This is a genomic window from Rothia aerolata, from assembly GCF_014635585.1.
GTDB lineage: Bacteria > Actinomycetota > Actinomycetes > Actinomycetales > Micrococcaceae > Rothia > Rothia aerolata.
Genome location: NZ_BMDC01000001.1, coordinates 43,461 through 57,912, shown reverse-complemented (window position 1 = coordinate 57,912; position 14,452 = coordinate 43,461). Strand labels below are relative to the sequence as shown.

Here is a 14,452-nt window from a genome sequence, read left to right as displayed (position 1 = left end):
CCTTAGCGGCGGGAGAGGTACTCGGCCACCAGGAAAGCGATTTCCAGCGACTGCTGATGGTTGAGACGGGGGTCGCAGAGGGTCTCGTAGCGGTCTGCGAAAGCAGCCTCTTCAATGGGGTCGGAACCGCCCAGGCACTCAGCGACGTCGTCACCGGTCATCTCCACGTGAATACCGCCGGGGAAGGATCCCAGTGCCTCGTGCACCTCGAAGAAGCCCCTGACCTCATCCACCACGTCGTCGAACTTACGGGTCTTGTAGCCGGAGGGAACCGAAATGGTGTTACCGTGCATGGGGTCGGTTACCCAGACCACCTTGGCGCCCTCGTTCTGAACACCCTCCACCAGCTTGGGCAGGTTCTCGCGAATCTTCGAGGCACCCATGCGGGTGATAAAGGTCAGGCGGCCGGGCTCCCGCTCGGGATCCAGCTTATCGATGAGGGTCAGCGCCTCATCAACCGTGGTGGTGGGGCCCAGCTTCACACCGATGGGGTTGTTAACCTTGGAGAGGAAGTTGACGTGGGCGTCGTCCAAGCCGCGGGTGCGTTCGCCAATCCAGATGAAGTGGCCCGAGGTGTCGTAGGGGCGGCCGGTGCGGGAATCGATGCGGGTCAGGGCCCGCTCGTAGTCCAAAAGCAGGCCCTCGTGGCCGGTGTAGAGCTCGGTGGTCTTGAGCGCGTCAAAGTCAGCGCCGCAGGCCTCCATGAACTTGAGGGCACGATCAATCTCGCTAGCGAGCGATTCGTAACGGGCGTGGGCGGGGTTGGAGGTAAAGCCCTTGTTCCACTGGTTGACCAGGCGCAAATCTGCGAAACCACCGGTGGTGAAGGAGCGGGCCAGGTTAAGGGTGGAGGCCGAGGTGTGGTAGCCCTGCACCATCCGCTTGGGATCCTGCACACGAGATTCCTCGGTAAAGTCAAAACCATTGACCATTTCGCCGCGGAAGGAGGGCAGTGTGACGCCGTTGCGGGTTTCGGTATCTGAGGAGCGCGGCTTAGAGAACTGACCGGCCATACGACCCATCTTCACCACGGGCATAGAGGCACCGTAGGTGAGCACCACGGCCATCTGAAGCAGGGTCTTGATACGGCCTGAGATACGGTCTGCGGTAGCACCGGCAAAGGTTTCAGCGCAGTCACCGCCCTGCAGGAAGAAAGCCCGACCCTCGGCAACCTCTGCCAGGTTCTTGCGCATGCGGTCAATCTCCCCGGCAAAGACCAGCGGGGGCACAGAATTGAGCTCGTTGATTGAAGCTTTGAAGTCGGGGTGGTCGTGCCAGGTGGGCTGCTGGTCAATCTTGAGGTTGCGCCACTCATCGAGCTCCGGCAGGTTTTGCGGAGTCAGTGACGGCGTAGTCTCGGGGAACAGATCGCTCATTTTTTGCCTTTGCTTACTGTTGTTGGTGGCTTTCGATACCTCACCGATTGAAAGCGAGGCCTGTGTCAAGTCTAGGGGTGAGACCTAAATATTTCACATTTATTTCTCAAGATGCTAAATGTAAGAAATATTATTGCTCAATTTTTACAAAAATTTACTAAGAATTGCTATCTACTCGGCGGGTTGAACCAGCTCAATCGCCCGGTCAACACTCACCGAGCGCTCGTCCATCACCTTTTTAACGTCACCGGCATAAACGGGGACGTAGTCCTGGCCCGCCAGCTGGCGCACCGCAGCACCGATCTCATCTGCAACCCGGCGCAAAACCTCAAAGTCGTCTGCCCGGTCGTAGTAGGCAGAGAAGTCCAGGGGCTTACCAAAAACCGTCTGAACAGTAATTTTTGTGCCGTTTTCGCGCACCCGCACGGCGTTGGAACCGATGGGCTGCACCTTCTCGGTGCCCACCTGCCCTACCGGCACCACGGGAACCCGGGCAGTCAGCGCCAGGCGGGCAACGCCAATCTTTGCCTTATAACCGCGGCTGTCGGGGGCGCGGGTGCCCTCAGGATAGATTCCCAACAAGCCACCCTGGCGTAGCTTCTCAGCACCTGCCTCCAGCGACTTCAGGGATTTTTCCCCGCCCGAGCGGTCCATAGGCAGCTGGCCCACCGCTTCAAAAAACCAGCGCCGAGCCCAGCCCGTGAGGCCCCTACCGGTAAAGTAATCAGACTTGGCCAGAAAGAAGATAGGGCGGGGCAGAGCCAACGCCAAAAATACCGAGTCGCAGAAAGCCCGGTGGTTGCTGGCAATAATAGCCCCCGAAGCGGGCAGATGCTCAAGCCCGCGCACCTCATGCCGATATACCCTGTTCAGAACCGGCCCAACTACCGAGTTTTTGAGGGTCGAATACAGCATGGGGCTCTCCTCTTCTAACATAATCGTCGCGGGCAAGTCAGTTTTCATTTTACCCGGTTTAACAGGCGGAGTTTTCTGCTGGCACAATGGAGGGTAGTCGTATACGGTCACACCTCACCGGCGCGGTGTGGGAAAGGAAGATATGTCAGAAACAGCGACGGAGCACTCCCTCCCCTCCGACATCAACCACGAGCCCCTCTCAGCTGCGGGCAGTAAGAAAATCGGCATCGTGGTGGTACACGGTTTCACCGGCTCTCCCTGGAGCGTTCGTCCCGTAGCTGAGTTCTTTGCCGAGCAGGGTTATGCGGTGGAGATGCCCCGCCTACCCGGCCACGGCACCCGCTGGCAAGATATGGTAGAGACCACCTACCTACAGTGGCTCGATGAGGTAGACCGCGCCTACTGGCGTTTGAAAGCCGACGGGCACGACGTCGTCCTCTTCGGTTTATCCATGGGAGGAGGCCTGGCCATTCGCGAGTCCATCCGCCGAGAAGTCGCCGGAACTATTCTGGTCAACCCCTTTGTACAAGACCCCACCCCTGCCCTGCGCTTTGCCAAAATTGCCTCGCGTTTTTCGCTGACCACCGAGGGAATTACCTCTGATATTGCCAAACCCGGGGTTGACGAGGGCGGCTATCTGCGAGTACCGCTGAAGGCCGCCCACCAGCTGCACCGGCTGGGCCAAGATACCCGGCCTATGTTAGGCGCCCTGAAGAATCCGGTGCTCTATTTCAGGTCAGATCAAGACCATGTGGTTTCGGATTCTTCGCACCGTTATTTCATGAAAAAGGTTCAATCTCCGATAGAATTTGTGTCACTTAATCGAAGCTATCACGTAGCCACCCTGGACTACGATGCACCTGTTATTTTGGAGAAGTCTCTCGAGTTCGTGCGCGAGCTTGAGTCCCGATGAGAAGAGAACCCATGAAATACGTTTCCGCTCCCGAGGCTTTAGTTTCTGATCCCCGCCAAAACATCACCGATATACTTGAGCGCCGTGCAGCTGATAGTTCTGACCCGGTACTCTATAAGGTGCAGCGCTCCCCCGGCAACTGGGTGCCGGTGCGGGCTACCGAGTTCCGGCGGCAGGTAACCGACCTGGCCAAGGGGCTCATAGCCTCGGGCATTGAGGCCGGCGATGTGGTGGGTATTATGAGCCGCACCCGCTACGAGTGGACCCTCATCGACTTTGCAATCTGGTACGCCGGTGCGGTTTCTGTGCCGGTCTACGAGACATCCTCCCCCGCTCAGGCAGCCTGGGCTCTCTCCCACTCCGAAGCCAAGGCTGTCTTCGTTGAGAATGAGAAGCTGGCAGAGGTGATTAGCCACTGCGGCGAGCATGAAGAGATGGCTCTAGAGCACACCTGGGTCATCGATGACGGCGCGATCGACAAGCTGGTTGCCGCTGGGGCTGATATTGAGGACGACGCCGTGGAGGCCCGCCGTTGCAACGCTAACCTCGACTCCATTGCCTCGATTATTTACACCTCGGGCACCACCGGTAAGCCTAAGGGCTGTCCGCTGACCCACGGTAACTTTGTGAGGCTGTCAGCCCAGGTTAAGGTGGCTGAGTCTAACGTCGCCCAGTACGGTAATTCCACCATTATCTTCCTGCCCCTGGCCCACGTTTTGGCGCGGGAGGTTCAGATTCTGGCCATCGACTCCGGTGTGGTGGTGGGTCACTCCCCCGACATCAAGAACCTTACCTCTGACCTGGATTCTTTTAAGCCCACCTTCCTGCTGGTGGTGCCCCGGGTCTTTGAGAAGATATATGAGGCTTCAATCCGTAAGGCAGAGAAGGGCGGTCGGGTCAATAAGGCGCTCTTCACCCGCGCGGTGACCATCGCCGGAGTCTGGTCTCAAGCAAAGATTAACGGCCACGTTTCGGTCTGGCTAGAAGCCCAGTACCGTTTCTACGACAAGCTGGTCTATTCCAAGCTCCGTGCCGCCCTGGGTGGACGCCTCAAATATGCGGTTTCTGGCGGTGGTGCCCTGGCTCCCCGCCTGGGCCATTTCTTCCATTCCGTGGGCGTGCAGGTGATTGAGGGCTACGGTATGACAGAGACCTGCGGTTCCATCTCGGTGGGCCGCACCCGCCAGTTTGAGGTGGGCAATGTGGGCCCTCTCCTTCCCGGCGCTGAGGCGCGCATAGCCGAGGACGGCGAGTTGGAGGTTCGCGGCGTCGGCGTCATCCCTCACTACTATAAGAACCCCGAAGAAGACGCCCTTGCCTTTACCGAGGACGGCTGGCTGCGCACCGGCGACCTGGCCGAATTTGACCGCAAGGGCTTCTTAAAGATTGTGGGCCGAAAGAAGGAAATTATTGTCACCGCCGGAGGCAAGAACGTGATTCCCGGCCAGGCTGAAGACCGGCTGCGCACCTCGGCGCTGGTGTCTAACGCCATGCTGGTGGGCGATGAAAAGCCCTTTGTCTCGGCACTGGTTACCCTGGACCCTGATACCCTGCCCGACGAGCTAGAGCATCTGGGCCTGCCGCGGGATATGAGTATGAAGGATGCTTCCACCAACCCCCGGGTGCGCGACTATATCCAGAAGTTTGTGGATGACGCCAACTCCTTTGTCTCCAAGGCAGAGGCTATTCGCGAATTCCGCATTACCTCGCGCCAGTGGACCGAAGAAGAAGGTCACCTCACCCCCTCCCAGAAGGTCAAACGCTCAGAGGTGCTCAAGGATTTCTCTGCCCTGGTGGAAGACATCTACCAGCGCACCCGCGAGTCGGTGCAGGAGCAGAAAGAGAACCTCCAGCACTACCGCGCTGAAACCAGCGAAAAGTACCAGGCTTTCAAGGCTGAATCAGCCGAGAAGCTGCAAGAGCTGGGCGAGAAGATTCAGAAGAAGAACAGCAACTAGCCCCGCTCCGCGCCGCCTTTGTAGCGGCAGTCAGAACGCGCCGTCCTTTGAAAGAAGGACGGCGCGTTCTTCCTTGTGCGCGGATGCACGGGGAATCAAATTTTTTAATTTTGAGTTAGTGACTAACATCTGTCAGTACCTAACACATGAACAAGGGTAAGCAGAGTCAAACCTCGAACCGCCGCAACAACAAGAAGCAGGTTCTGCGCAGACAGATTCGCCACACCGCGTTCAAGCTCTTTGCCGAGCACGGCTTCGACGAGTTCACCGTAGAACAGATTGCAGAAGCAGCAGATGTCTCGGCCATGACCTTCTACCGCCACTTCGGTACCCAGCAGGGAGTGGTCAGCGGCATGGTCTGGAATGCCGATCTGCGAGATGCAATTGCAGCCGCCCTTGAATCAGAGAATTCGTCCGATGAAATTGAAGTAATCCTCGCCAGCATCTACAGCGAACTCGATGAATGGGTTGAAGACCTTTCCTCCCGGGTTCAGCTCATCGATGGTAGCGAAGCCTTACTCGATGCCCTCTGGCAGCAAACACGGTTTTGGGTTGACGACATTGTTGAGCACCTTGAAAGTGCCACCCCGCTCATCCACCGTGTTCAGGCCCGGGCCATTGTGGGCGCCATTCTAGAAGCAATTCTGGCCTGGCCCACCCAAGATGGTTTCCCCTCTGCCGAATCACTCAAAACCACTACTCGATTGGCTCTTGAAACTGCCCTCAAGACAGTTCAGCCCTAACACAAATCTCTAGAACGGCCGACGCATTCTAGTGAGTGCCGACCCTCAATAACTAAAAAATAAAGGATCTATCATGGTCATCCTGTTGATTGAAGTCGCACTTCTTGCCTTCTTCATCCTCTACGGCCTGCGCCGCGGAGGTGCACTAGGTACCGGTATCTACTCCATGTTGGCGCTAGCTATTATGGTCTACGTCTTCCGGGAGCCCCTGGGAAATCCGCCCCTGACCCCGGTCATGATTATTCTGGCCATCGGTATCGGCGCGGGACTGCTTGAAGCAGCCGGAGGTCTTGATTTGCTGGTCTACTACGCCGGCCGCCTCATCCAGCGCTTCCCCAAGGCCATTACCTTTGTAGCCCCGCTCATCGTCTTCTTCTTTGTCTTCGGCGTGGGTACCACCAACATCGCACTCTCCCTTGAGCCCGTTATTGCCCGCACCGCCCTCAAAGCAAAGGTGCGCCCCGAGCGTCCCCTGGTTGCTAGCGTTCTCACCGCCAACATGGCCCTGCTGACCTCCCCGGCAGCTTCATCGGCCATTGTTGCCGCAACCATCCTGGGCTCTGCCGGCTTGGCCTACTCCACCTACCTGACCATTGCGCTGATTTCCGCTCTGGTGGCAACCCTGGGTCTCTCCCTCTTCATGACCTTCCGCGGCGCTAACCTGGAGAAAGATCCTGAGTACCAGCGCCGTCTCAGCGCCGGTCTAATCACCGAAGAATCAACCGACCTCGATGAACGCCCCGTTTTCACCCGCGCTCAGAAGCTCTCCGTGGTCTTCTTCCTGGCAGCAGTGATTGTTGTGCTGGCCCTGGGTCTCTTCCCCGACCTGGTAGGTATGATTACCTCCCCCATCGTCTCCGCCACCGGTGAGCAGGCATTCATGAAGCCCTCAGATACCGTTCAGATCATGATGTTCGTGGCAGCCGCCCTCATTCTGACCTTTACCCAGGCTCAGGCCAAGCAGCTCATGACCTCAAAGATCTTCCTGGCTGCGGTGGGTGCTTCCATCACCGTTCTGGGCCCCGGCTGGCTGGGCGACACCGTCTTCAACGCTCCCCACAACGCTGAGACCCTCAAGTCATCGGTGGGTGAACTCTTGAACTTCGCTCCCTGGAGCATCTTCATTATCATGGCTCTGGTTGCTACATTTATTATGGCGCAGACACCGGTTATTGCGATTGTCTTCCCGCTGGCCCTGGGCCTGGGCGTTTCACCGGTGCTACTGGTAGCCCAGCTCCAGGCGGTCAACGTCAACTACTTTATCCCTGCCCTGCCCACCCTGCTTTTCGCCGAGGAAATTGACCCCACCGGTTCCACCAACCGTTTCCGCGCTTGGCTATCGGGCCTGGTCTCCACCGCCCTGGCTATTCTGAGCGGCCTGGCCATTTCCCCTCTCTTCAGCTAATTTATTGAGAAAATTTTTATAGGAAACCTAAGGAGTTTTCGCCATGACAACCGCAGACCTCACCTCCATCGACACCTGGGTTGAGCAGAATGCAGAAAAAACAGCAGACATTGCCAACCAGATCTGGGATCTCTCTGAGATGCGCTTCATCGAGTTCAAGTCGAGCGAGATTCTTCAGAACTACCTGAGCGACCACGGCTTCACCATCGAAACCGGTATCGCCGGTATGAAAACCGCCTTCCGCGCTAGCTGGACCAACGGCGAAGGCCCCACCATCGGCTTTCTCGGCGAGTTTGATGCCCTGGCAGGGGTCAGCCAGAAGGCAGGCCTTGACCACCCTGAGCCCCGCGACGAGGTTCAGTCGGGCCACGCCTGTGGCCACAACCAGCTCGGTTCAGCCTCTGCCACCGCGGCCATTGCAGCCACCAAGGCCATGCAGGAATCCGGCCTGACCGGCACCATCGAATTCTATGCCTGCCCCGCAGAAGAAGGCGGCTCGGGCAAAACCTTTATGGCCCGCGAAGGAGTCTTCGCTAACACCGACGTCTTCCTGACCTGGCACCCCATGTCCATCACCACCGCCTGGACCTCCCCCACCACCGCTAACGTTCAGGCAACCTTCCGCTTCCACGGCACCGCAGCCCACGCTGCCCAGAGCCCCTGGCTCGGCCGTAGCGCCCTGGACGCCGTCGAGCTCATGAACGTGGGCGTCAACTACCTGCGTGAACACATCGTTCCCGATGCCCGCGTACACTACGCCGTCACCAACACCGGCGGTAAGTCTCCCAACGTGGTGCAGGCCAATGCCGAGGTTCTCTACCTGGTTCGGGCAGGCAAGGTGGAAACTGCCAACGAAATCTACGAGCGGGTTCAGAACATCGCCAAGGGCGCCGCTTTGATGACCGGCACTGAGGTAGAAGTTATTTTTGAGAAGGCTTGCTCTGAGTACATGCCCAACCCCACCATCACCCAGGTTGTTGCCGACGAGCTGGAGAAGGTTGGCGCCCCGGTATGGAGCGAGGAAGAAAAGGATCTAGCCGCCCGCATCAAGGCAAACTACGGCGAGGGAGAAATCTCCCAGCACATCAAGCAGGCTCTGGACTTCACCGGCGGTGAAGACCCCAACGGCATGATTGCAGAAGACACCGCAGCCAACGTGCTCTCGGAGATCGTTCTGCCCTACACCGGCAAGGGCAAGATTATCGGTGGTTCCACCGACGTTGGTGACGTTTCCAAGAACGCCCCCACCGCCCAGCTCACCCTCACCGGCATGCCGGTGGGTACCGGTATGCACTCCTGGCAGGTAGTCTCTGTGGGCCGCACCTCCATGGCCCACAAGGGCGCAAAGGTTGCCTCTAAGGTCATGGGCCGCACCGCCCTGCGCCTGCTCCAGGACCCTGAACTCGTTGCTCAGGCGAAGAAAGAATACAACGACGCCATGGGTGGCAAGGCCTACGAGTGCCCCATCCCCGAGGGTATCGAGCCCAAGCCTTTTGAAGGCTAATTAGCCCCTGACTAAAGTAGAGCCCCGAACCGGCTAGCCGGTTCGGGGCTCTTTCTATCTCAGTTTGAGTACTTGCTAGTGGGCAGAATGCTACTGAGCAGAATCAATCTCCAGGCCCAGCAGGGCGTTTTCTACCACCTCGGTCAGAGCCGGGTGAATCCAGAACTGACCGCGAGCCATATCCTGCACCTTCAGCCCAAAGCTCATGGCCTGAATCAGCGGCTGAATCAGAATCGAAGATTCCTCACCAATCAGGTGGGCACCAAGCAGATCACCGGTATCTTTGCGGGCAATCAGCTTGCACAGTCCGGCAGAATCCTCCATGGCCCAGCCATAAGCAACGTCACCGAAGTTCTGCACCTTCACCGTGATCTCGAAGCCCTCGCGCTCGGCAGCTGAGCGCGCGTCGTCCTCGGAGAGCCCCACGGTAGCAATCTGCGGCGAGGTAAAGACCGCCGCCGGAACAAACCGCTCGTCGGTAGAGCGCAGAGAATCGGGGTGGGTGAGGTTGTACTGCACGGTGCGGGTCTCCGCGTTGGCCACGTGCTTGAGCATGTAGTCAGAGCTGACGTCGCCCAGGGCAAAGACTCCCTCAACCACCTCGCCACCGGCCAGAACGCGGTGGTAGCGGTCTACAGCGATAGTCTTGTTCTCGCGCACGTCAAAGAACTTCTCAGCCGCCAGGGTATCTGAGTTGGGGGTGCGGCCCGCCGCTACCAACACCAGGTCTGCTTCCACCTCAACAGTCTCGCCCTCATGATCGAAAATAACGGTGGAGGAACCGTCCTGCTCATCGCGGATTTCCTTGAGCACGTGGTTGAGGCGCAGGTTCCACTGCTGGGCGGCTTCGCGCTTGAAACGGTCAGTAATCTCGGTGTCATAGCCGCGCAGGACGACGTCGGTGCGCACCGCCTGGGTCACTTCGGCTCCTAGCGCGGAAAAGACGTGCGAGAACTCGGCGGCGATAAAGCCACCGCCAATCACCACCACTCGCTGGGGCAGGTCGTCAATGCGCATCACTGTATCTGAGGTCTCAACGTTCTTGGAATTGATACCGGGAACCTCGGGCAGCACGTTGCGGGAGCCGGCGGCAATCACAATCTGCGGAGCGCTCAGGCGAGCGCCGCTGGCGGTTTCAAGAGTGTGGGTATCAACAAACTTCACGTATTCCTGAAAGACGGTGACGTTGTCGAGGCCGAGTCGGTAGTCTAGGCCTCCGCTGGAGATAGCGTCAATGCGGGAGAAAATGCGGTCTCGCATGGCGGGCCAGTCAACCTTGGTTACCTCGGCTTCAAGGCCCAGGTGGCCGCTGTGGGTGGCGTGGTGGGCGACGGTAGCCGGGTAGACATACTGCTTGGTGGGAATGCAGCCGAAGTTAAGGCAGGTTCCGCCGAAAGTACCGCCGTCGATGATAGCGACCTTCTTATCGTCCCACTCCTCGTTAATCAGGGAGTTACCGGAGCCGGAACCGATGATAATAAGGTCAAATTCCTGAACTGTCATGGTTGCCTTTCGCTAGAGAATCTTTTCTCTACTCTAACGTGTGTAGCCTATAAAACATTCCGGCACCCTATACTTCAGAGTATGACCATGAAACGGGGCCTCCCCCTCGCTTACAGGGTTATAGGCCAAATCTGTGTTTCTCAAGACCCCACTCACTGACGAACGCAGGGCAACCAGCTCCACAGGTTAAATCCAGAAGCTAGTCACAACCACACACCACCCAGAATTCCAGCACCTGCGATATGGTACTTGGGTTTTAAGCTAAAACAGACTCTCGGTACATGTAGATTCCCGCTGAAGTGTCGCAGGTACAAGCGAAGCCCTTAGGGTACAAGTGAAGTCCCCGGGTACAAGACAATACTTGTACCCGGGGACGCTGCTTGTACCCTAGGTAGCCCTGCAAGAAGAAACTTGTACCTTGTCATCACTGAGCTTGCCCGAGAGGCCATTTTTATACCGAAAATCGGAGAAAAACGGTATAAAAATGGCCTTTCGGCGACTCATGTTAGAGAAGGCGCTTTTCTGCCACCTCTCGGGTTACACGCCAGAGTTTGGACTTTTGTCTTATACCCCCTTAAACAGAAAGTGACCAGCAAGGTACTCTGCACACCAGATCTAACTGGTCGCAGAGATAACCCTGCTGGTCACGAAACTCAGCTGAACTGAACCTAGTCGGTCTTGAGCACCAGGAGCAGGTCACCACCCTGAACCTGGGAGACCTCGTCGTAGACCACGCGCTCGACCGTGCCGGAGACCGGTGAGGTGATGGATGCTTCCATCTTCATGGCCTCGATGGTGGCAATCTGGTCGCCCGCCGAGATCTGGTCGCCTACCTTGGCGGTGATGCTCACGCCACCGGCGAAGGGGGCAGCGATGTGACCCTTGTTAGAGGGATCAGCCTTCTCTGCTTCCTTGACGTTGGACTCCACCGAGAGGTCACGCACCTCTACAGTGCGGGACTGGCCGTTGAGAGTACAGATCACGTGGCGGATACCCTTGGAGTCGGGCTCAGAGATTGCCTGCAGGGTGGCAATCAGGCGAACGCCCTTGCCCAGGGAAATCACGTGCTCGCGGTTTTCGATCATTCCGTAGAGGAAGTCGCGGGTGTGCAGAATCGATACATCGCCGTAGTCCTCTCGGATTCGCTCAAACTCGCGGGTGGGTGCGGGGAAGAGCAGGCGGTTCAGCGCCGCCCGGCGGGTTGCCGAATCGGAGTTCAGGGCCTCGCGGTCATCCTCGGTGAGCTCGTTGACGCCGGGCTTGGCCAGCTTGCGGCCCTCCAGCGCCTTGGAGCGGAAGGGTTCGGGCCAGCCCGCCGGCGGAGTGCCCAGCTCACCGTTGAGGAAGCCAATCACAGAATCGGGAATATCGAAGTTCTGCGGGTTCTGCTCGAACTCGGCGGGGTCAACGCCCATGCCCACCAGCTGTAACGCTAGGTCACCCACCACCTTGGACGACGGGGTCACCTTCACGATGTGGCCCAGCATCCGGTCTGCTGCCGCGTACATGTCCTCAATGTCCTCGAACCGGTCTGCCAGACCCAGGGCGGTTGCCTGAGCGCGCAGGTTAGAGAGCTGACCACCGGGAATTTCGTGGTTGTAGACACGACCGGTCGGTGAGGTCAAGCCGTTCTCAAAGGGCTTGTAGATAGCGCGGACTGCCTCCCAGTAGGGCTCCAGCTCCAGCACGGCGTCCAGGTCAATTTCAGGACGACGCTCGTGGCCGTCCATACCCGCCAGGAAAGCGGAGAAGGAGGGCTGAGAGGTGGTGCCCGCCAGGGTAGCGGTAGCAACATCCACCGCGTCAACACCCGCATCAACCGCCGCCATGAGGGTGGCCACCTGGCCGCCTGCGGTGTCGTGGGTATGCAGGTGCACGGGAAGATCGTAGCGCTCGCGCAGGGCGGTGACCAGGCGGCGGGCTGCCTCGGGGCGAAGCAGACCAGCCATATCCTTAATGGCTAGAATGTGGGCGCCTGCCTCAACAATCTGATCTGCCAGACCCAGGTAGTAGTCCAGGGTGTAGACCTTCTCGTTGGGGTCAAGCAGGTTACCGGCGTAGCAGAGCGCCACCTCGGCCACCGCAGTACCGGTCTTGCGCACCGCCTCAATGGCCGGCGTCATCTGAGAAACGTCGTTGAGCGCATCGAAGATACGGAAAATATCAACGCCGGTCTCAGCCGCCTCCTGCACAAAGGCATCGGTGACCTCAGTGGGATAGGGGGTGTAGCCCACGGTGTTGCGGCCACGCAGCAGCATCTGAATCGGCACGTTGGGCATGGCGGCCCGCAGGTGGGCCAGGCGCTGCCAGGGATCCTCGCTCAAGAAGCGCAGGGCAACATCGTAGGTAGCACCGCCCCAAGCCTCAATCGAGAAGATATTGGGGGTGGTGTGGGCTACCGCCGGTGCAGCTGCCAACAGGTCACGGGTGCGAACGCGGGTGGCCAGCAGAGACTGGTGGGCGTCGCGGAAGGTGGTATCTGTAACCGCCACCGGCTTGTAGTCGCGCAGATACTTGGCAAAACCCTCGGGGCCCAGTTCCAGCAGCTTCTGGCGCCAGCCCGCCGGGGGCTCGTGGTCCGAAGCGTCGAAGGGGGTGCGGAAGGGTTCATCGACCTTGTCACCGGGGAAACGCGGTAGCTTCTTGCGGGGGTCAGGGCCTTCGATGCGCGGGCCGTGGGGCTGGTTAACCGTCACTTCTGCCAGGTACTGTAGCGCCTTGGTACCGCGATCACCCAGCGGCTTCTTGCGGGTCAGCTCGGGGTGCTCGTCGATAAAGGGAGTTGAGACGTCGCCGGCGCGGAAGGTCGGGTCTTCCAGCACAGCTTGGAGGAAGGGGATGTTGGTGGCAACACCGCGGATACGGAATTCGGCCAACGCACGCTGGGCACGTTGGACGGCGGCGTCAAAGGTACGGCCGCGACAGGTCAGCTTCACCAGCATGGAGTCAAAGTGGGGCGAAATCTGCGCGCCAGTGTAGACCGTACCGCCGTCCAAGCGAATACCCGAGCCACCGGCTGAACGGTAGTAGGAAACCTTACCGACGTCGGGGCGGAAGCCATTGGCGGGGTCCTCGGTGGTAATGCGGCACTGCATGGCGAAGCCGCGCAGGTGAATCTCATCCTGGGATAGGCCCAGATCCTCCAGCGACTCCCCCGCTGCAATGCGCATCTGCGACTGCACAATGTCAACGTCGGTGACTTCTTCGGTGACGGTGTGTTCCACCTGCACGCGGGGATTCATCTCGATAAAGACGTGCTGGCCAGCTCGTTCACCGGCGGTATCCACCAGGAACTCCACGGTACCGGCATTCTGGTAGCCCAGCTCTTTGGCAAACTTCACCGCATCGCGGAAGAGCGCCTGGCGGATTTCTTCGTCTAGGTGGGGTGCCGGAGCAATCTCCACCACCTTCTGGTGACGGCGCTGTAGCGAGCAGTCACGCTCAAAGAGGTGGATGATGTTGCCCTGACCGTCTGCCAGAATCTGCACCTCAATGTGGCGCGGGCGCAACACGGCCTGTTCCAGGAAGACGGTGGGGTCGCCAAAAGCGGTGTCGGCCTCGCGCATAGCGGCTGCCAGCGCATCGGGCAGAGCTTCCTTGCTCTCCACGCGGCGCATACCGCGGCCACCGCCACCGGCCACAGCCTTAACGAAGATGGGGAAGCCAATCTTTTCAGCTTCGGCAATCAGGTAGTCGGTGTCTTTCGAGGGTTCGGAGGAGGCGAGCACGGGAATACCCGCCTTACGGGCAGCCTTGAGCGCCTTGACCTTGTCACCTGCAAGTTCTAGAACTTCCGGCGGAGGGCCGATGAAGGTAATTCCCTCAGCAGCAGCCGCGCGTGCCAGGTCAGGGTTCTCTGAGAGAAAGCCATAACCAGGGTAGATAGCATCAGCGCCGGCTTCTTTGGCAACGCGAATAATCTCGTCAATATCGAGGTAGGCGCGTACGGGATGTCCCTCTTCACCAATGGGGTAAGCCTCATCCGCCTGCTGACGGTGGATGGAATGGCGATCCTCGTAGGGGAAAACACCAACCGTTTTGGCACCGAGCTCGTAGGCCGCTCGGTAGGCACGCAGGGCGATTTCGCCGCGGTTAGCTACTAGAACTTTTTCAAACATATTTTTCCATTTCGTCT

9 protein-coding genes are annotated in these 14,452 nt (G+C 58.8%); 5 read left to right on the top strand and 4 right to left on the bottom strand.

The window, feature by feature from the left end:
• Positions 1-2: 2 nt before the first annotated feature.
• Together IEV00_RS00225 and IEV00_RS00220 are read right to left on the bottom strand one after the other, a co-directional pair.
• Positions 3-1,376: a class II 3-deoxy-7-phosphoheptulonate synthase gene (locus tag IEV00_RS00225; RefSeq protein WP_188358348.1), complete on the bottom strand. Its 1,374-nt coding sequence runs from the start codon at positions 1,374-1,376 to the stop codon at positions 3-5.
• Positions 1,377-1,547: 171 nt separating this feature from the next.
• Positions 1,548-2,291, bottom strand: coding sequence for a lysophospholipid acyltransferase family protein (locus IEV00_RS00220; RefSeq protein ID WP_188358347.1), 744 nt, complete (start codon positions 2,289-2,291; stop codon positions 1,548-1,550).
• Positions 2,292-2,433: 142 nt separating this feature from the next.
• Here IEV00_RS00220 and IEV00_RS00215 point away from each other — a divergent pair, with 142 nt between their 5' ends.
• The 5 genes from IEV00_RS00215 to IEV00_RS00195 all read left to right on the top strand — a co-directional run bounded on the left by IEV00_RS00215 (position 2,434) and on the right by IEV00_RS00195 (position 8,814).
• The gene (locus IEV00_RS00215) at positions 2,434-3,204 is read left to right on the top strand and encodes an alpha/beta hydrolase (protein ID WP_188358346.1); all 771 of its coding nucleotides are present in this window, start codon (positions 2,434-2,436) and stop codon (positions 3,202-3,204) included.
• An 11-nt stretch (positions 3,205-3,215) separates the two neighbouring features.
• Complete coding sequence (locus tag IEV00_RS00210) at positions 3,216-5,162, top strand: AMP-dependent synthetase/ligase (protein ID WP_188358345.1); 1,947 nt, start codon at positions 3,216-3,218, stop codon at positions 5,160-5,162.
• Positions 5,163-5,308: 146 nt separating this feature from the next.
• Positions 5,309-5,905 (top strand): TetR/AcrR family transcriptional regulator, encoded by a 597-nt coding sequence (locus IEV00_RS00205; protein ID WP_188358344.1) that lies wholly within the window; start codon positions 5,309-5,311, stop codon positions 5,903-5,905.
• A gap of 73 nt (positions 5,906-5,978) precedes the next feature.
• Entirely contained in the window at positions 5,979-7,310 is a 1,332-nt protein-coding gene (locus IEV00_RS00200; protein ID WP_188358343.1) for an anaerobic C4-dicarboxylate transporter family protein, read from the top strand.
• 43 nt (positions 7,311-7,353) lie between these two features.
• A complete protein-coding gene (locus IEV00_RS00195; protein WP_188358342.1) occupies positions 7,354-8,814 on the top strand; it encodes an amidohydrolase in 1,461 nt (486 codons plus the stop codon).
• A 90-nt stretch (positions 8,815-8,904) separates the two neighbouring features.
• Here the strand turns inward: IEV00_RS00195 and IEV00_RS00190 are convergent, their stop codons facing one another.
• Together IEV00_RS00190 and IEV00_RS00185 are read right to left on the bottom strand one after the other, a co-directional pair.
• Positions 8,905-10,317 (bottom strand): mycothione reductase, encoded by a 1,413-nt coding sequence (locus tag IEV00_RS00190; RefSeq protein WP_188358341.1) that lies wholly within the window; start codon positions 10,315-10,317, stop codon positions 8,905-8,907.
• 668 nt (positions 10,318-10,985) lie between these two features.
• Positions 10,986-14,435, bottom strand: a complete 3,450-nt coding sequence (locus IEV00_RS00185) for a pyruvate carboxylase (protein ID WP_188358340.1) — start codon at positions 14,433-14,435, stop codon at positions 10,986-10,988.
• Between the last annotated feature and the right edge of the window lie 17 nt (positions 14,436-14,452).